The 18,177-nt window shown below is 62.6% G+C and carries 19 protein-coding genes; 7 read left to right on the top strand and 12 right to left on the bottom strand.

Annotated features, from left to right (window positions below):
• Nucleotides 1-34 precede the first annotated feature (34 nt).
• Complete coding sequence (locus tag B8784_RS09765; protein ID WP_143435403.1) at nt 35-652, bottom strand: hypothetical protein; 618 nt, start codon at nt 650-652, stop codon at nt 35-37.
• Nucleotides 653-780: 128 nt separating this feature from the next.
• Here B8784_RS09765 and pip point away from each other — a divergent pair, with 128 nt between their 5' ends.
• Together pip and B8784_RS09755 are read left to right on the top strand one after the other, a co-directional pair.
• Nucleotides 781-1,737 carry a prolyl aminopeptidase gene (gene pip / locus B8784_RS09760; protein ID WP_084397779.1) on the top strand — a complete coding sequence of 319 codons (957 nt, stop codon included), beginning with the start codon at nt 781-783 and terminating at the stop codon, nt 1,735-1,737.
• 84 nt (nt 1,738-1,821) lie between these two features.
• Entirely contained in the window at nt 1,822-2,253 is a 432-nt protein-coding gene (locus tag B8784_RS09755) for a hypothetical protein (protein ID WP_084397778.1), read from the top strand.
• A 24-nt stretch (nt 2,254-2,277) separates the two neighbouring features.
• On the opposite strand, the gene B8784_RS09750 is transcribed toward B8784_RS09755, so the two are convergent.
• From B8784_RS09750 to B8784_RS09700, 11 genes are all read right to left on the bottom strand, one after another.
• Nucleotides 2,278-3,696, bottom strand: a complete 1,419-nt coding sequence (locus tag B8784_RS09750) for a sodium-dependent transporter (protein ID WP_084397777.1) — start codon at nt 3,694-3,696, stop codon at nt 2,278-2,280.
• A gap of 81 nt (nt 3,697-3,777) precedes the next feature.
• Nucleotides 3,778-4,950 carry a rod shape-determining protein RodA gene (gene rodA / locus B8784_RS09745; RefSeq protein ID WP_084397776.1) on the bottom strand — a complete coding sequence of 391 codons (1,173 nt, stop codon included), beginning with the start codon at nt 4,948-4,950 and terminating at the stop codon, nt 3,778-3,780.
• A complete protein-coding gene (mrdA, locus tag B8784_RS09740) occupies nt 4,950-6,869 on the bottom strand; it encodes a penicillin-binding protein 2 (protein WP_084397775.1) in 1,920 nt (639 codons plus the stop codon). The genes rodA and mrdA overlap by 1 nt, the downstream gene beginning before the upstream one ends.
• Nucleotides 6,866-7,426 carry a hypothetical protein gene (locus tag B8784_RS09735; protein WP_084397774.1) on the bottom strand — a complete coding sequence of 187 codons (561 nt, stop codon included), beginning with the start codon at nt 7,424-7,426 and terminating at the stop codon, nt 6,866-6,868. The genes mrdA and B8784_RS09735 overlap by 4 nt, the downstream gene beginning before the upstream one ends.
• A gap of 3 nt (nt 7,427-7,429) precedes the next feature.
• Nucleotides 7,430-8,332, bottom strand: a complete 903-nt coding sequence (gene mreC, locus B8784_RS09730; RefSeq protein WP_084397773.1) for a rod shape-determining protein MreC — start codon at nt 8,330-8,332, stop codon at nt 7,430-7,432.
• A gap of 119 nt (nt 8,333-8,451) precedes the next feature.
• Nucleotides 8,452-9,492 carry a rod shape-determining protein gene (locus B8784_RS09725; protein ID WP_084397772.1) on the bottom strand — a complete coding sequence of 347 codons (1,041 nt, stop codon included), beginning with the start codon at nt 9,490-9,492 and terminating at the stop codon, nt 8,452-8,454.
• Between the two features lie 263 nt (nt 9,493-9,755).
• Nucleotides 9,756-11,288, bottom strand: coding sequence for a 2-isopropylmalate synthase (locus B8784_RS09720; RefSeq protein WP_084397771.1), 1,533 nt, complete (start codon nt 11,286-11,288; stop codon nt 9,756-9,758).
• Between the two features lie 163 nt (nt 11,289-11,451).
• A complete protein-coding gene (locus B8784_RS09715) occupies nt 11,452-12,195 on the bottom strand; it encodes a TVP38/TMEM64 family protein (RefSeq protein ID WP_084397770.1) in 744 nt (247 codons plus the stop codon).
• Between the two features lie 94 nt (nt 12,196-12,289).
• Entirely contained in the window at nt 12,290-13,111 is an 822-nt protein-coding gene (locus B8784_RS09710) for a class I SAM-dependent methyltransferase (RefSeq protein ID WP_084397769.1), read from the bottom strand.
• 48 nt (nt 13,112-13,159) lie between these two features.
• Nucleotides 13,160-13,564 (bottom strand): cupin domain-containing protein, encoded by a 405-nt coding sequence (locus B8784_RS09705; protein WP_084397768.1) that lies wholly within the window; start codon nt 13,562-13,564, stop codon nt 13,160-13,162.
• 14 nt (nt 13,565-13,578) lie between these two features.
• Nucleotides 13,579-14,550 carry an oxidoreductase gene (locus tag B8784_RS09700; RefSeq protein ID WP_084397767.1) on the bottom strand — a complete coding sequence of 324 codons (972 nt, stop codon included), beginning with the start codon at nt 14,548-14,550 and terminating at the stop codon, nt 13,579-13,581.
• 150 nt (nt 14,551-14,700) lie between these two features.
• Here B8784_RS09700 and B8784_RS09695 point away from each other — a divergent pair, with 150 nt between their 5' ends.
• The 5 genes from B8784_RS09695 to B8784_RS09675 all read left to right on the top strand — a co-directional run bounded on the left by B8784_RS09695 (nt 14,701) and on the right by B8784_RS09675 (nt 18,162).
• The gene (locus B8784_RS09695) at nt 14,701-15,297 is read left to right on the top strand and encodes a tetratricopeptide repeat protein (protein ID WP_084397766.1); all 597 of its coding nucleotides are present in this window, start codon (nt 14,701-14,703) and stop codon (nt 15,295-15,297) included.
• Nucleotides 15,294-15,662 carry a VOC family protein gene (locus B8784_RS09690; RefSeq protein ID WP_233356056.1) on the top strand — a complete coding sequence of 123 codons (369 nt, stop codon included), beginning with the start codon at nt 15,294-15,296 and terminating at the stop codon, nt 15,660-15,662. The genes B8784_RS09695 and B8784_RS09690 overlap by 4 nt, the downstream gene beginning before the upstream one ends.
• A gap of 16 nt (nt 15,663-15,678) precedes the next feature.
• Entirely contained in the window at nt 15,679-16,116 is a 438-nt protein-coding gene (locus B8784_RS09685; RefSeq protein WP_084397765.1) for a Gmad2 immunoglobulin-like domain-containing protein, read from the top strand.
• Between the two features lie 65 nt (nt 16,117-16,181).
• Nucleotides 16,182-16,958: a GGDEF domain-containing protein gene (locus B8784_RS09680; protein ID WP_084397764.1), complete on the top strand. Its 777-nt coding sequence runs from the start codon at nt 16,182-16,184 to the stop codon at nt 16,956-16,958.
• A 253-nt stretch (nt 16,959-17,211) separates the two neighbouring features.
• The gene (locus tag B8784_RS09675; RefSeq protein ID WP_084396263.1) at nt 17,212-18,162 is read left to right on the top strand and encodes an IS110 family RNA-guided transposase; all 951 of its coding nucleotides are present in this window, start codon (nt 17,212-17,214) and stop codon (nt 18,160-18,162) included.
• The last annotated feature ends 15 nt before the right edge of the window (nt 18,163-18,177 follow it).

Below are 18,177 nucleotides of genomic sequence, written 5' to 3'. Positions count from 1 at the left end.
GACCGGGACCAGGCTTCACGAATTCAAGGAATGATCAGGATTGCGCGGCGGCTTCGGCCTGGCCGTTGGCATAGATCTCAGCCAGGTCGTCAGCCGAGCCGCGGGCCTTGTCGATGGCAGTGGCAAAGTCCTTGAGGGTCGCTTCCGTCTCTTCAAGGCCGTCAGAGCCCTGTTCGGCGGCAATGCCGGTGGCCTCGGCAAAGCTGCGATAGCTCTTCTGGGCGGTCACAAGCGCAGTCTCGAAGCTGATCAGGTCGGCGCGGGCAACATCGCCGGAGCGCAGCGTCTCCGAAGCGAGCATCTGGACGCCTTCGAAAGCCTGGGCGGCCTGTTCGGCATCGTCGCGTACGCGGGTGAAAACCTCGGTGGCGTCAGTCTCGGCCGCCTGGATCCGCTCGGCATAGCTTGCCCCGCTCCGGTCGGTCTGTTCAGAGTCGCCGCCAAACAGGATGTTGGCAAAGTCCATGAGCGAGCGCTGCTCGCTGACCCAGCCTTCCGTCTTGGCCGTTTCGGTGAAGGCGGCCGCCGACTGGCTAAGCGCGGAGTCCTCGGCGCCGGCCCCGGTTTCGACCACAGCATCCCTTGATACGACGGATACCGTCGCACAAGCTGACAGCAGAAAAAGAGCGGCGCAGGGTATGGCTTTCATCATCTACAGTTGACTCGCCCCAAAAACAGGTCCCCACAATTGCCAGAATTACAGATTGGCTGTGGCACGTCCAGTGCATTATTCCATATAGAACGCCTCATGTATGAAGAGGGCGTGAACAAGGTTATCGAATGTTAAAGCTTTATCCACCGATCGAGGCCCGCCGGACGGGCCGGCTCAAGGTTTCCGATATCCACGAGATCTACTGGGAAGAATCCGGCAATCCGGATGGCCTGCCCGTGATCGGGCTGCATGGCGGACCTGGCGGTGGCTCCAGCCCCGAGATGCGCCGCTTCTTCGACCCGGAAGTCTATCGCATCATCCTGATGGATCAGCGCGGCTGTGGCCGGTCCACACCCCACTCCGAACTTGAGGGAAATGACACCTGGGCGCTCGTCAGCGACATTGAGGCGGTGCGCGAGCATCTCGGTATCGAGAAATGGGTCGTCTTCGGCGGCTCCTGGGGCTCAACCCTGTCGCTCTCCTACGCTGTCACCCATACCGAGCGCGTCATCGGCCTCATCCTGCGCGGCATCTTCCTGATCACCGAAGCCGAGATCCAGTGGTTCTATCAGGACGGGGCCAGCCGCCTCTTCCCGGATGCCTATGACCGCTACATCGCCCCGATCCCGGAAGACGAGCGCGGCGACCTGCTGAGCGCCTTTCACAAGCGCCTCACAGGCAAGGACCGGCGCGCCCGCATCGAAGCAGCCAAGGCCTGGGCCTGCTGGGAAGGCGAGACGATCTCGATCCAGGGGCCCTCCTCGCGCCCGGCGCGCTTCGAGGAAGACGACTTCGCCGACGCCTTTGCGCGCATCGAGTGCCACTACTTCGTCAATAAGGGCTTCTTCCCTGAAGATGGCTGGCTGCTGAAGCAGGCCAAGGAAAAGCTGAAAGGCATCCCCGGCATCATCGTGCATGGGCGCTATGACGTCGTCACGCCGCTGGCGACCGCCTGGGCGCTGACCAAGGTCTGGCCGGATGTGCAGCTAAACATCGTCTCCGATGCCGGCCACTCCAGTCTGGACAGCGGCATTGTCGACCAGCTGATCCGCGCCACACGCACTTTCGCGAAGCATTACGGCTGAGCGTTCGCAAAGAACGAACCACCGGTTGATAATTTTGCCGCCCTCCGTTATGTGATGTTATATCAACATAACTGGTAGAGCCTCATGAAACCGATCATCCTTCTTGCCGGCCTTGGCCTTGCCACCCTCACAGCCAGCGCATCCCCCTGCACCGCTTCGGAATTCAGCCAGCCCACCGCGGACCGTTATCTTGAAGCCGAGCAAGCCCTGCTTCGTGAGGAGGACGCCCAGAGTGCCGTCGCGATCCTGACGGACCTTCAGACCACAGACCTCAACTGCTATGAGGAAGCGAGCGTCCATCGGATGAAGGCCGCCGCGTTGGTCGAAATCAAGGAGTACGAAGCTGCGATCGCCGAGCTCAAGCCTGTCCTTTCCAGCGGCACGCTCTCGGCATCCGAAAAGGCCAAGCACGCCTACAATATCGGCCAGCTCTATCTTGCCATGGACGATCAGGAGTCGGCTCAGCCCTACCTGGACATGAGCGAAAAGCTGAAGGCAGACTCGGGCGAGAACTAAACCTCGCCCGGCCAAGCCAGTTTGTTACTCGCCTGAAGGCAGCTCGTTGTTCGGGCCGAGCAGGACGGTCATGAAGCCCGGCAGCTGGACGTTGTATTGCTGCTGGATCTTGTCGAAGAAGCCGAAGAACAGGATGAAAGCGATAAAGGCGGGCACGAACCAGCGCATCAGGGCGCGCCAGATATTCATCACTGTGCCTTCGCCGATCTCGGTCGTCAGCATTTCGCGCGACAGGATCCAGCCGGCAAAGACAACCGCCAGCAGGCCGCCGAGCGGGAGCAGCAGATTGCCGGTCAGGAAGTCGACAAAGTCGAGATAATCCAGCGAGAAGACATAGGCCGAGCCGACGACGAACAGGATCACGCCCATGCCGAGGGCCGCACCAAAGCGCGTCACGCCCTGACGCTCCTCAAGCCAGGAGACAGAGACTTCCATCAGCGAGATCGAGGAGGTGAAAGCTGCAAACAGCGCCAGGCCGAAGAAGATCACGGCCATGAACTCACCGCCGGGAATGGATCCGAAGGCGACCGGCATGGAAACGAAGAACAGGCTGGGCCCGCCCGCCGGGTCGAGACCGGCAGCGAAAACGATGGGGAAGATGGCGAAACCGGCGATCAGCGCAACGAGCGTGTCAGACCCGGCGACGATGCCGGAAGATTGCGGAATATCGGTCTCGCGCTTGAGATAGGCGCCATAGGTGATCATCAGACCGACACCGACCCCGATCGAGAAGAAGGCCTGGCCAATCGCTTCGAGGAAGGTGTTGAAGCCGACATCCTCCCATTTCGGCGTCAGCAGGAATTCAGCCGCGGCCGCGCCATCGCCATTGGCCAGCGAGAAGCCGACCACCACCACCAGCATGATGAAGAAAGCCGGCATCAGGACGGTGGCCGCGCGCTCGATGCCGCCTTTCACGCCACGTCCGACGATCCAGACATTGGCGGCGAGAAAAATGCCGAGCAGGAGCAGGATATACCATTTCGACGCCATCGGATGGGCCCCCATGCCGATCACGTCAGCGAAGTTCGCCCCGGAGGTGGCGGCATCCATGTCGGTAAACTTGCCCTGGAGGGCCTGAAGGGTAAACGCCATCAACCAGGCCGAGATCACGACATAGAAACTCAGGATGAAGGAGGCCGTCAGTGTCCCGACCCAGCCGACGATGCCCCAGTTGAGCGACTTGCCTTCTGCGCGCGCCAGCGACTGCACACCCTCGATGGCGGACATGCCGGATTTGCGGCCCATGGCATATTCCGCCATGAGCAGCGGCAGGCCGATAAAGGCAACCGATAGCAGGTAGATAACGATGAAAGCCCCGCCGCCATTCTCGCCAGCGGTATAGGGAAAGCGCCAGAAATTGCCGAGCCCGACGGATGAGCCCACCGCGGCCATGATGAAGCCGAACTTCGAGCCCCAAGTCTCAGTCTTGCGACCAATTTCCATATTTCGCTCCCCTTACGGAATGATTTTCGCCGGACAGTAGCTTTCGCGGAACAAAGGTCAACGTTTTCGGCCTGAACAAGGTCAAATTACCCCCTGCGAACTCAGCCGTTCATCGCGCCCCAGATGCACCGACAGGATGATGCCGAAGCAGGCCATTGTCGTAAACATCACCGTGCCGCCATAGGACACAAGCGGCAATGGCACGCCGACAACCGGCACCAGACCGAGAACCATGGCGACATTGAACAGGATGAAGAAAGCAACCGTGGCCACACAGCCGACGGCTGCGAAGCGTCCGAACAGGCTGGCCGAGCTGCGCGCGATGACGAGCCCCCAGATCAGGATGATCGCCCACAGCAGAAGCAGGCCTGTCGCGCCGAGAAAGCCGAACTCCTCGGCGATCACGGTGAGAATGAAGTCGGTGTGCTGCTCGGGGATATAATCGAGCTGGGCCTGGATGCCTTCCATGAAGCCGCGCCCCTGCCAGCCGCCGGAGCCGATGGCGATCTTGGCCTGCTCGATCTGATAGCCGTCATCGAGTGTGTTGACCGCCTGACCGGTCAGCTGCGCCAGGAAGGTGTCGACCCGCTTGCGCTGGTACTCCTCGAGCACAAAGGCATAGATCGGCCAGGCGCTGGCGAGACCGGCCGCAACGACCCCGAAGATGATGCGGTAATAGAGGCCGCCGAGATAGATCAGCACCCCGCCAGAGGCAAACAGGGCGAGGGTCGTGCCGAAGTCTGGCTGCTTGAAGATCAGGGCGGCCGGCACGAGAATCAGCAGGAGCGGCGGCAGGTGAATGAAGAAACGGCCCGACTGATGGGTGAGGTTGTTGTGGTAGTAGCGCGCCAGCGCCAGCGTCAGGGCGAGCTTCATGAACTCCGACGGCTGCACATTGATCGGCCCAAGCGGCAGCCAGCGTGTCGCCCCGCCGCCTGTCACGCCGAACAGCTCCACCCCGACAAGCATGGCGAGGGTGACCAAATAGGCCGGCCAGGCCGCTTGCAGCCAGACCTTGATGGGCACCAGCGCGATCAGGAACATAAGCACCAGGGCCACAGCGAAACGTATGGCATGGCGCAAGGGCAGCGCCGATTCCGCCGGATTGGTGTAGGTCGAGCTGTAGAGCGCCGCCGTCCCGATGCAGGCGACACTGACAAGCATCAGGATAAGCCCCCATGGGAGCTGGCCCAGCGTACTCGCCAGGGTCCGGTCCTCGAACCGCATGCTGGACGCACGCGCGGCACGGGCCATCAGGGGGCCCCTTTCGTCGTGATGATGGAGGGCGCCACACTCGCCGTCTGCCAGCGTGCGGCGCGGCGCGAATCCCGACGGATTGCGGTCGCCATGATATCGCGGGCCACAGGGGCCGCGGTACTGGAGCCGCCCTCACCATGCTCGACGACAACTGCGGCGGCATATTTCGGGTCGTCGGCCGGTGCATAGCAGACGAACAGGGCGTGGTCGCGCAGCTTGCGGGCGATCTGGTCGCCCTTGAGCACGCCAGTGGCGCGCTCTTCCTTGGTGATGCGGCGCACCTGCGCGGTGCCGGTCTTGCCAGCCAGGCGCGGCCCGCCAAGGCCAAGGTCACCGGACCGCCATGCCGTCCCGCCAGCTTCGGATGTCACGCCGTACATGCCCGCCTGCATGCGCTTCATGATCTCTTCATTGAGCGGCTCGGCATCCGGAATGCGTTCGTCGGGGCGCGGGCCCTCGCCGATGATATAGGGCTCGATCAGTCGGCCATTGGCCGCGATGCGGGCAGAATAGAGCGCAAGCTGCAGCGGGGTGGTGGAGAGGTAGCCTTGCCCGATGCCGTAGTTCAGCGTCTCGCCCTCATACCAGGGCTCGCCCAGGGCCGCGCGCTTCCAGGCATCGTCGGGCACCGTGCCCCGGCGCCCGCCGGTCATGCCGAGTTCCCAGCGCTGGCCGAACCCGAACTTGCGGGAAACCTCGGCAATCTTCTCCACGCCCGTGCGCCGGGCGATCTCGTAGAAATAGACGTCGCAACTGCCCTTGATGGCCCAGTGCATGTTCACCGAGCCATGGCCGCCCCGCTTCCAGCAGTGCCAGGTACGGTTGCCGAACCGGTAATGACCGGGGCAGTGCACCCGCATCTCCGGATTGATCCCGGCTTCCAGCGCGGCGGTGGCCACTACCATCTTGAAGGTCGACCCGGGCGGATAGGTCCCGTCATAGGCCTTGTGATAGAGCGGCGAGCGGTCATTCTCGCGCAGCGCGTCATAATCGGCCTGGCTGATGCCGTTCACGAAATCGTTCGGGTCGAAGGCTGGAGTGGAGACAAAGGCGAGAATGGCGCCGGTCTCGATATCCAGCACGACCGCCGCCCCGCTCTCGTCGCCGAAGCGCTCGATGGCGGCGCGCTGCAGCTCGGCATCGACGGTGAGGCCGATATCCTTGCCGGGCGTCGGGGCGACGTCGGCGCTATCCAGCTCCTTGATGACCCGGCCAGCCGCATTGGTTTCCAGGCGCCGGAAGCCCGGCTCCCCGCGCAGCCACTCCTCGGCATGACGCTCCACGCCGGAGCGGCCCGTGCGCATGTCCGGGTGGCGAAAGAGCCGCCGCAGGAGCTCGGTCTCCTCCTGGGTCGCGCCTTCCGTCAGGCGGGCCAGATCGTCCGCACTCGCCTTGGCGACATAGCCCAGCATGTGCGCAAAGTCGCGCCCACGCGGATAGGAGCGGGTCGCGGCCATGTCGACCTGCACGCCGGGAATGTCGGCGGCCAGCAACGACATGCGCGCGAACTCCTCATAGGTCAGCTCGCTCTTGACGATGGTGGACTGGAAGGAGGCCTGCTGGCGGGCCTGCTGGATGACCCGGGCCTGCTGGTCGCTGGTCAGGTCGATCTGTCGGGCCACTTCCCGCAGCGAGGCTTCCATATCCGGGGTCTGCTCGCGAATGATCGAGATGCGTCCGGCCTGCCGGTGCGAGGCGAGCGGGACGCCGAACCGGTCATAGATACTGCCCCGCAGCGGCGGGGCCAGTTCCAGCTTGACGCCGTTCTCGTCGGCAATCTCGCGGTAGCGCTGCCCCTCCAGGAGCTGCAGCTGGGCCAGGCGTGCGACGAGGCCGGAGAACATCACCCCTCCGGCAACCCCGGCGGTCACCGTGCGCCGGCTGATGCGTTGGTCAAATTCGCCCTGCGTGGTCATGCCATGCTCCCCGTCAGGGGGCCGACCCGGCGGCCGAGATCGAAGGCCGGGGCAGCGATAATGTGCAGGATATAGGTCACGGCATAAGCCTTGATCAAAGGCTCGGCCTGCACAAGGTGATTGCTGTTGAAACTGGCAAACAGCCAGACCAGCGAGAATGCGGCGGCATAAATGAAGATCGGCGCGATCGAGGTGATCACTGGAGAGCGCTCACGGTCGAAGCTGCGATGGACCAGCGCGCTCAGGCCAAAGGCGGACAGGTTGATGAAGCCGAAGCAGCCGAGCGGCGCATAGGCACTGACATCCTGGGCGAAACCGAACAGAACGAGGACCGCCATGGGGCGGAAGGCCAGACCGCTGCGCCCCCAGCCAATGGCGGCGACCAGCGCGGCATACGGCCAGACCAGCTCTGTGTTGAACAGCGTCTTGGGCGTCAGGCCGATCAGGCCGATCGTCACGACGATCAGCGTGCCGGCGATCATGCGGCTTGTCGGGCCAGCCTCGCTCCAGATCCGGGTGAACCAGGCAAACCGGCTGGGCTGGGTGCTGCGCGGCATCGCCTATAGCCCTCCCGAGCCCTGCGGACTGGTCTCACCCGTTTCAGAGGCGGCCGTTTCCGTCTCGTCACTGGTTTCGGCCTGGTCCTCGGCGGGAAAGTCTTCCGGCTTGGGTATCTTCATGGCCGGCATCAGGCGCACAAAGCCGCCGCTGGCCTCCGTCATGCCGAAATCCACGCGCGCCTGATCGCTCCGCTGGACAATCTCGCCCACGACGACGCCACGCGGGAAAACACCGCCCTCGCCTGAGGTCAGCACGCGCTCGCCGGTGATGAAACTGCCCCGCTCCGGCAGGTCGGTCAGCGTGCCATAGCCGTCGCGGTCCCCGAAGACGATGGCGCGCATACCACTCGCCTCGCCCATGACCGGCACACGAGAGTTGAAGTCGGTTACCAGCAACACACGGGAGGAGCGTTCGCCCAGCTGGACGACACGCCCGACAAGGCCGCCTTCATTCTCGGCATAGGCGCCCTCTTCCACGCCCTGCAGCGTGCCGGCATTCACAAGGATCGCCTCACTGAACGGGCCATTCGTTTCAGACGTGATGCGCGCCGTCACGCCGCGCACGGGCGGCTCACCCATGACGTTGAGCATCTCTTCATAGGCTTCCAGCCGGGCGGCCATGGAGATCGCGACGGAGCGGTAGCGGGTCAGCTCGCGGACTTCGGCTTCAAGTTCGCGGATACGTTCCTCGCGGGCCGTGCGTCCGGTGATCCGGTCCCACAGGCCGGGACGGGCCGAACTGGCCATCTGGTCGGCCGCCACCGTGCGCGCCGGGTCGACCATGGCGCGAAGCCGGGGGGAGGTTTGCAGGAGCAGAACGCCGAAAAGCAGGGCAAGCGCAATGAAAAGGGCGTAACGCCTCAGCGGGCGGCCTTTCAGACGCTTTGTTCGCATACGGGCCATGGACGTCCCTTCTGGCCTCCGACCACTCCCTTGGGATCCGCGATGGGGAAACTGCCTTCAGTTTCCGATTCTGGGGCGAACCGCCGATTTGCGCAACACTCAAATCAGCCAGGCTGCGCTTACACTTCCGGCGACAGCACGTTCTTCATGCGCACCAGGTTCTCCAGCACATAGCCACAGCCATTGGCGACGCATTTCAGCGGATCGTCGGCAATCATCACCGGCAGCTGGGCCTGTTCGCGGATGACGACGTCGAGATTGCGCAGAAGCGCCCCGCCCCCCGTCAGCACGATGCCACGGTCGACAATATCGGCGGCCAGTTCCGGCGCCATGGCTTCCAGCGCGAGCTTGATCGCCTCGACGATCTCGCCGACCGGGTCGGCCAGCGCCTCGGCCATCATCGCTTCGGTCACTTCAACTTCGTTCGGCACGCCATCGGTCGAGCCACGGCCGCGAACGGTCACGGTCAGGCCGTCGCCGCTGTCGGGCGCCTTGGCCGAGCCGATTTCCTTCTTGATGCGTTCGGCCGACATCTCGCCGATCATGATCTGCTTGGTCTTGCGCAGATAATTCATGATGGCGTGGTCCATCTTGTCGCCGCCCACGCGGACGGACCGCGAATAGACGATACCGCCGAGCGAGAGCACGGCCACCTCGGTCGTACCGCCACCGATGTCGACGACCATGGAGCCGGCCGGTTCCTCGATGGGCAGGCCGGCGCCTATGGCAGCGGCCATGGGCTCCTCGATCAGCTGAACGTCACGTGCGCCAGCGGCCAGCGCCGACTGGTGGATGGCACGGCGTTCGACATTCGTGGCCGAGCTCGGCACGCAGATAATGATGAGCGGGGAAACGAAGGCGCGGCGATTGTGCACTTTCCGGATGAAGTGCTTGATCATCTCCTCGGCGACTTCGAAGTCCGCGATGACGCCGTCGCGCATGGGCCGGATGGCTTCCATGTTGAGCGGCGTCTTGCCGAGCATCTGCTTGGCCTGGTTGCCGACCGCGTAGACGACCTTGCGCCCGCCCTGGTTCATATAGGCGACGACGGAGGGCTCATCGAGCTTTATGCCCTGACCTTTCACATAGACGAGCGTGTTCGCCGTCCCGAGGTCAATGGCCATGTCCGTGGAAAGCATGCCGAGAAGGCTACCGATCATGTGAAACGTCGCTTTTTCAGTGGCACGGCAGGCATTCCCGCCGCACGCGGGTTTTTGTCTATGATCAGCCCCAATACACCAATGCCGTTTCCACGCGGTTAACGCAAGAGCAACACTGTTGACAGCCGGTACGCAGCGTTCCGTTTGAGGGAATCATAATAATGGCGGGCGATTCGGCATCGCCCGCCCTGAAGGCAATTTTCGTTTCGCAAACGAAACGTTCACGAATAAAGCGGCTCGCTTCAGACCTCGGAAAGGATTGCTCAGGCGGCCATTCGCTTCATACGGCGGGCTTCCAGCTTGTTGAGTGCATGGATGTAGGCCTTGGCACTGGCGACCAGCGTGTCCGGATCGGAAGCCCGGCCCACCGCCATGATGCTCTCGCCCTTGAGACGCACGCTCACTTCGGCCTGGGCATCGGTGCCGCCGGTAACGGCATGCACCTGGAAGAGGTCGAGCTTGGCATCGTGCTTCACGATCTCGCGGATGGCGTTGAACACCGCATCGACCGGGCCATTGCCCTCGCAGCTGGCGGAGCATTCCTCGCCATCGACCAACACGGTGAGATCGGCCGTCTGCGGGCCTTGCGAGCCGGCGATGACACGCAGGCTGCGGAAGGCGACGCGCTCGCCCATGGCCGAGAGCTGGTCGTCGACCAGCGCCAGGATATCGTCGTCGAAGACATGCTTCTTGCGGTCGGCGAGATCCTTGAAGCGTCGGAAAGCCTCGTTTAGCGAGTCCGCATCAAGCTCATAGCCGAGCGCTTTCAGCTTGTCGCGAAAGGCATTGCGGCCCGACAGCTTGCCCATGACGAGCGAGCTTTTCGAGACGCCGACATCTTCCGGCTTCATGATCTCATAGGTCTCGGCATTTTTCAGCATGCCGTCCTGATGGATACCGCTTTCGTGGGCGAAGGCATTCTTGCCGACAATGGCCTTGTTGTACTGCACCGGGAAGCCGGTGATGCGGCTGACCATCTGGCTGGCGCGCGCAAGACGGGTCGTGTCGACGCCGGTCTCGAAGGGCAGCGAGTCGCCGCGCACCTTGAACGCCATGACGATCTCTTCGAGCGCGGCATTGCCGGCACGTTCGCCGAGGCCGTTGATCGTGCACTCGATCTGGCGCGCGCCGTTCTGCGCGCCGGCGATGGAGTTGGCGACGGCAAGGCCCAGATCGTTGTGGCAGTGGGTCGACCAGATGACCTTGTCGGAATCCGGCACGGCCTCACGCAGGCTGCGGATCAGCGCACCATACTCTTCCGGGTGCATGTAGCCGACCGTGTCCGGCACATTGATCGTCGTCGCACCGGAGGTGATGGCGGCATCGATACACTTGCAGAGGAAGTCGAACTCCGTACGGGTGGCATCTTCCGCGCTCCACTCGACATCATTAACGAGGTTGCGGGCCTTGGCCACCGAGTGGCCGACGGCTTCCAGCACAGCATTCGGCCCCATCTGGAGCTTGTGCTTCATATGCACAGGGCTGGTGGAAATGAAGGTGTGGATACGCGGACGGGCGGCGGCCCGGACAGCCTCGCCGCAGCGTTCAATATCCTTGTCGGTGGCGCGCGACAGCCCGCAAATGGTGGAAGATTTCGAGCGGCGTGCAATCTCGCGTACGGCTTCGAAGTCCCCCTGCGAGGAGGCCGGGAAGCCGGCCTCGATGATGTCGACGCCCATTGTCTCGAGAAGATCGGCAAGGTCGACCTTCTCCTTGTGCGTCATGGAAGCGCCGGGCGACTGTTCGCCGTCGCGCATGGTGGTGTCGAAAATCAGGATGCGGTCTTTATCGCTCATCTTGCTCTGGCCTGTTGGAAACTTGGGTCTGTCCGAAAATACGCGGCTTTATCTGTTCCCCTGGCCAGGCGCCAGACATCAATGCCTGGCGGCGACCGGCCAGGGGCCGGTAAGCAGAAGGCGTAGGAGCGCCCATTGAGGCAGAATCTTGCGCATGACAGGACTAATCTGCCTTCTCATCGCTGATGTCAACCGCCTGACCGTCATTCGGGGCAAGAACCTTCCCAGCCCGGCTGCGGTGTCGCGCATAGAGCCAGACGCCCACAAAGATCATTCCGGCCAGGGCGGCCAAACCCGCCGCGATGAGGGGCGAGCCGCGCATCGCCGCAATCAGGCTCTGGCCCGCAAAGGTGACAAGCAGGATCTTCGGAATGCTGCCCAGCGCCATGCCGGCCAGGAAACCGGGGAAGTTCGCGCGCACCGCGCCGAAAGCCATATTGACGATGAGGAACGGCCCGGTCGGAACATTGCGCACGATCAGGCTGGCGGCGAAGGCATTGCGATTCACGAAGCGGGTGAAACGCGCGGCCCGTTCGCCGGAAAAGCGCGCCACAGCCGCCTGCCCACTGAACCGGCCGAGCCAGAAGGTCACCGAGCCAGACACCATGGTGCCGATCCAAGAATAAAGCGCCCCGTTGACCGGTCCGAAGGCGACAACCGCCGCCCCGATCAGGCCGAATTGCGGCAGGCCGATAAAGGCCGCCACAGTGAACAGCCCGATCACCGCCGGCAGCGCCCAGGGCGTATTCGACAGCGACTGCATCTCTGTGATGAAGGCTTCGAGCGAGCCGATGACGCCGGTTTTTCCGAGGACGAAAAGGAGGATCACGGCCCCGCCAAAAGCGAGCCCGAGCCAGAGAGCCTTGCGCGAGCGCGCGGCCGGAACAGGCTCACCCTGCGTCTGCATGGCCGCTCCTCTCCATCACCCGCGCGGGCTCGTCAAGACGATCGCTCAGAGCCCGCAGACACCCCGCTGAAAGCGTGACCGCAAAAGCGCAGCCTTACTCGCCCGCGACCGCCGGCTTCTCGAATTTCAGCAGGAACTGATCGGTCCGCCCGCGCACCTTTTCGTCGAAGACGCTGGCGTTCAAGTCATCCTCCGGATTGTCGTAAAGATCGCTCTCGGCAATCAGCACGAAGCCGGCCTCGTCGGCCATGTCCTTCACGATCTGCGGATCGATACGATGGGTCTCTCCGCCCGTTTCCGGGGGCGCGCCGGCCGGTGCGGAATGGTCGATTACGACGAAGGTGCCGCCGGGCTTCAGCACACGCATGATCTCCGGGAAGGCCGCATTCGCATTGCCGACGAGCTTCGTGCCGCTTTCCGGCGTGTACCAGAGTTCGTGCGGCCCTTGGAACCAGGTCACCACATCGATGGCGCCTTCCTCGAAGGGCAGTTCATCGAAGTCGGTCTTGACGTATTCGACATTGTCCAGCCCATCGAGGCGCTCATCGACGGAGTCGCCGAGAAACGAGTCGAAGGCGGCCGGGTTCTGCATGTAGAGCGTGCCGTCGGGGCCGAGATAGCGCGAGAAGATCTCGGTGAAATAACCGCTGCCGGCTTCCATTTCGAGCAGGTCGACGCCCGGATGGATGCCCATGAAGTCCAGCACGGCGGCCGGCTTGCGCAGCTCATCGCGCTCAACATCGGTCTCCGGGCGCTCGGGCGCGACAATGGCCTCGTTGATCGCCGCTTCAGGCATCTCCTCCTCGAAGATCGGCGGTTCGGGCACATCTGCCGGGGCGAGACCGGCATCCTTCTGATTGGCGCAGGCCGCCAGGAGGAGCAGCGACGCTGTCCCGGTCAGGATGAATTTGGTCATGATGTCCTCTCTCGCACCTCGCCGGGCGTCATCTTAAATACGCCGCCCTCAGCGCGGCCTGTGGTCTGTGCCTTCGCCAGCCGTAATGAATACAGCCGTCGCCGGCCCCTCGATCACGTCAGCCGTATGCCAGACGCCGGGATCGTTTACCACATATTCGCCGGGACCGATGGTCACTTCTTCACCATGCCCGTCGGGATATTCCTGAATGAGCCGCATGCGCCCGGCCGTACACAGAACGACTTCGTGACCGCGGGGGTGGACTTCCCAGCTGTCCCAGCTCCCGGTGAAGGTGTGCATCGAGACGAGCCGGCCGTCCGGGCCGTCATCGGCATGGCGCGCCCCATAGGCCATGAACCATTCCATATCGCCGGTGAAGGCCGGCTCGATGGCTGCCTTGCCATGTTTCCCGAGATGCACGGGATTGCGCTCCAACTGCTTCGAATCCGCCATTTAGCCTCCTCAGCTCAGGCCTCGGCAAGCATCTGCTCGCTCATCTTCCAGAGCCGGTCCGCTCTTGCCTCGTCGCAGATCCATTCGCGCGCATGCTGCCAGCGCTGGCTGTTTTCATCCGCGAGCTTCGCAATGTCGCAATCCTCGCAATACTCCCCGCCCCGATCAGCCAGCAGAGGAGAGGTCGCCGCCCAGACCGCCGTCGAGGCGCCCTGCTCCGGCGTCTTGAACATCTTCTGCACCTGTTCGGGGATGGAGCCGTCCGGGTTCTTCCAGCCAAGCGCGACCATTTCCTCTTCCGGCAGATGGCGCTGAAGCGGGGTGAAAATGCCGCCCGGATGCACCGAAAAGGCCTGCACGCCATCGCTCGACCAACGCCGGTGGAGCGCATTGGCGAACAGCGCATCGGCGGACTTCGCCTGCCCATAGGCCTGCCACTTGTCATAGTCATGATCGCGGAAATGCGGGTCATCCCAGTGGACATCGCTCATGATGTGCGCGGTCGAAGACAAGCTGACCACACGGGCATGCTCGGCCCGTTTCAGCGAAGGCTCGAGGCCCAGCGTCAGCGCCATGTGGCCGAGATGGTTGATGGCGAATTGCGACTCCCAGCCCGGCCCGACGCGCGAAAGCGGACAGGCCATGATCCCGGCATTGTTGATGAGAATGTGCAGCGGGCGCTCGGAGCCGACATAATCGGCGGCAAACCGTTTCACGCTGTCGAGATCGGCAAGGTCCATCTCGGCCACGGCAATCTCGCCAGGCAGCTGGTCCAGCGCGGCCTTCGCGGCTTCGATGCGCCGCGCCGGGACCGTCACATGCGCCCCGGCGCCCGAGAGCGCACGGACCATTTCAAGCCCGATGCCGCTATAACCGCCCGTGACGATGGCGTTGACGCCCGTCAGGTCGTGGCCATCGACGACCTCACTGGCTGTTGTCTTTGCCCCGAAACCCGATCCGGTCGGCTGCTGGTCGCTTGCTGCCATGAAACCCTCCCGCGCATGTCTGCGTCTTGTCTTTGAATGGTGAGCGTGCCTTCTCTGCTGTCAGCTGACAAGGCTCCAGGCATCCGGGTCGCCAGAATAACGCCGCATTCCTATGTGTTACTATGTTGCATCAAGTGGAGAGAGACACCCATGATCGCCCGCATACTCATTCCCCTGATCACCCTGACCGCGGCAGCCGCGCTGGCGCCGTCGGCGTCCGCCCAGTTCGGACGAGAAGAAGTCGCCAGGCCGGATGCCAAGGAGCTCTATGCCGACCGGGCCATGAAGAATGGCTGGTATGATGACGCGATGGAGAATTACACCAACGCCTGCAACGACAAGACCCGCCAGAAGGCTGTCTGGGCGCGCAACTGCCGCAAGCTGGCCGACATGTACCGCATGGGTAAAGGCACCCAGCAGGATTATTCCAGGGCCGGCAGCCTTTACGAGGAAGCCTGCTATGACGGCCGCGACGCCAAAAGCTGCCGCCAGCAGGCCTATCTCAAATTCGAGGGTGTCGGCAGCGACAAGGACCTGCCCGATGCCCGCAAGCTCTACAAGCAGGGCTGCGAGCTGGACGACCAGACCAGCTGCGGCGGCTATGGCTCGATGCTCTATCGCGGCCAGGGCGGTGAGATGAAGCGCGACGAAGGCAAGCGCTACATCCAGGAAGCCTGCGACGCCGGCGACGAGTGGTCCTGCGAACGCGCCCGCGGCTTCGGCCTGCCGGACCGGAAAGGCCTGTGATCGGACATATCGGCCTCAGCGCCATCACGCTCTCGACAGCCGACATGGCGCGCGCTGTGCGTTTCTACGAGACGCTCGGCTTCCGGCTGAGCTTCGGCGGTCCCGAGGCGGACTTTACAACGCTCTGGGCCGGACCGAGCGCGCTTAACCTTACGACCGAGCGCGGCGAGGCCCCGCCCGGCTTCTGGGGCCGGGTCATCTTCGAGGTCGAGGATGTCGACGCCTTCCACACCACGATCACGGAGGCCGGGATCGAAACCGAGTTCCCGCCCCGTGATGCGCCCTGGATGGAACGTTATTTCCACCTGCACGATCCTGATGGACACGAACTGAGTTTCATGACGCCCATACGCGACCCGTCCTGAAGGAGACAGCTTCTCAATGCTGCGCCTGACCACTCTGCTGACAAGCGCCCTCATGATCGCGGCCTGCAATCCCGGCGAGGAGGCCACTGCCCCGGCTGACACTCCCCCGGCCATGAGCGCCGACCTTCCGCAGGAGATGACCATCGACACGCCCGATGCGGGCGCCGAAGTCACCAGCCCCATCCATCTCAGCGGCAAGGTGCCGGGCACCTGGTATTTTGAAGGCCAGTTCGAGGTCGATCTGGTCACGAAAGACGGCACGGTTCTGACAGAGCATTATGCCGAAGCAGACGGAAGCTGGATGACGGAGGAGCCGGTGCGATTCACCGCCGAGATTGCCTACACCGTCGACACTGAAACGCCCGCCATGCTGGTGCTGCGCGAAGAAGACCCCAGCGGCCGGAGTGACCGGCGCGAAGCGCAATTTCCCGTCATTTTGGCGCCGGATACCTGAAATTCTATCAAATTTTCAGTTTCGGGTTACGCTGATCTTCGCACTCGCCTGTTAAGCATCTTCGCATGGTACGCGAATTCCAACTCATGGATGCTGGCCAAGGCGCCGTCACACGAGCCCTGACGTTCTTCGGCTTCGTGGTGGCAGCCGCGCTGTCGCTTGCCACGATCTTTGCCGTGCTGATCAGCGAGTTCGGCATGGTGCCGGCCGACCAGACCGGGTTCATCACCACCACCATCCTGATCGCCACCTGTGTCGCCGCCCCCATGGGCGCGCTGGCGGCCCAGAACCAGTACCGTGTCGACCGCTATCACTCCACGCTGCACGCCATGGCCTCGACGGACCCGCTGACGGGCCTGCTCAACCGCCGCTCTTTCGAAAAACTCGCCAATGAAGAAATCGAGCGGATGAAGCGCAGCCAGCACACCGCCAGCGTGGCCCTGTTCGATCTCGATGACTTCAAGCAGTTCAACGACGAGTATGGCCATGCCTTCGGCGACCGTGTCCTGACCGAGATTGCCCGCATCAGCCATTCCGAACTACGCGGCCCCTTCGACCGGCTCGGACGCTGGGGTGGGGAGGAATTCGTCATCCTGATGAGCAATCTCAGCCTGGAACAGGCCGAAGGCGTCTGCGAGCGTCTGCGCCGGCGCATCGAAGCCGCCACGATGAGCTACAAGACCAAGACCGGACAGGTCACCGCGAGTTTCGGCATCGCTCCGCTGACCGTTTCGCGAGGGCTTGCCCAGAGCATCGAGGAAGCTGACGAAATGCTCTACCAGGCCAAGAATACCGGGCGGAACAAGGTCGTCTGTGCGCGTCAGCTGCGCAGCGTCGCCTGAGCCGGACTCGCAGAAAACACTCCCCTTCCCCGATTGAGACCGGCCTGCGGCTTGTCTTAGAGATTCCTGGTCTTCTGGTTAGAAAAGAACCGCTGGTGGGGACTGCGCAATTTCCCCGCCGGCGTAGAGGAACGGATCGTGCCTGCGCTGGCTGAGTAAGTGCCGTTGGGAAGTTTGATCGTCCTCTTCATTTCCATGCGACCTGAACGGATACGAGGGCATCTAGGCCCGTACGACAAGCAAAGGATCTGGAATGTCCATCGAACCAGTTCGCCAGCATATCGGCGTCGATATTTCAAAGAGCACTCTGGATGCGCACATGTATCCTGAGGGCAGGACCATAACTGTCCCGAATGATAAAAAAGGATTCAGGCAATTGCTGACCTGGATGGCAGGATGTCATCTTGAACAGCTACTCTATGAACCGACCGGGCAGTATCATCTTGCCTTCGAGAAGTTCTTCCTGAAAGCCGAAATACCTCTCGGCAAGGTCAATCCACGGCAGGCTCGACGATTTGCGGACGCATTGGGTGTGTCGGCGAAAACAGACACGATCGATGCCGGGCTTATCGCAAAATACGGGGCGATGATTTCTGTGCGCCGCGTCAGCGACAGAACGATCAAGTTCAATGAAATGAAAGAGCTACAATCGGCTCGGCGCGCTCTGGTGAAAGACAGGACACGCGCGTCCAACCGGTCTTCCGCCCGGATAGCTCCCTTGTTGCGGCGCCAGGCACGGGAAAGGATTGAGCAGATCGACCGTCACATGAAAGCAATCGACGCGGCTCTTCGTTTGCTGGTCCGTGATGATGAATTCCTGAAAGCCAGATTCGACATTCTACAGACTATTCCTGGCATTGGAGAAACAACCGCGATCATGCTTCTGACCGAGATGCCCGAACTCGGCTTCATCGATCACAAGGCGGCCGCCAGTCTTGCAGGACTTGCTCCGATCGCTCGGGACAGCGGCACGTTTCGAGGCAAGCGATACATACAAGGTGGAAGAGCACATTTGCGACAGGCGCTCTATATGCCCACCCTCGTTAGCATAAAGCATAATCCGGAATTCAGCGCGAAATACCAGATGATGGTCGCCACCGGAAAAGCGCCAAAACTGGCCATCACAGCCATAATGAGAAAGCTTATCGTCCTGGCGAACAGTCTGCTTCGCGATAGCCGAAACTGGGTTCCAAGCCGGACTTGACGAAGACGGATACTT

It is taken from the genome of Henriciella aquimarina, from assembly GCF_002088975.1.
Lineage (GTDB): Bacteria > Pseudomonadota > Alphaproteobacteria > Caulobacterales > Hyphomonadaceae > Henriciella > Henriciella aquimarina.
The sequence above is the reverse complement of the archived record's forward strand: the minus strand, read 5'-3'. Positions and strand labels throughout refer to the sequence as shown.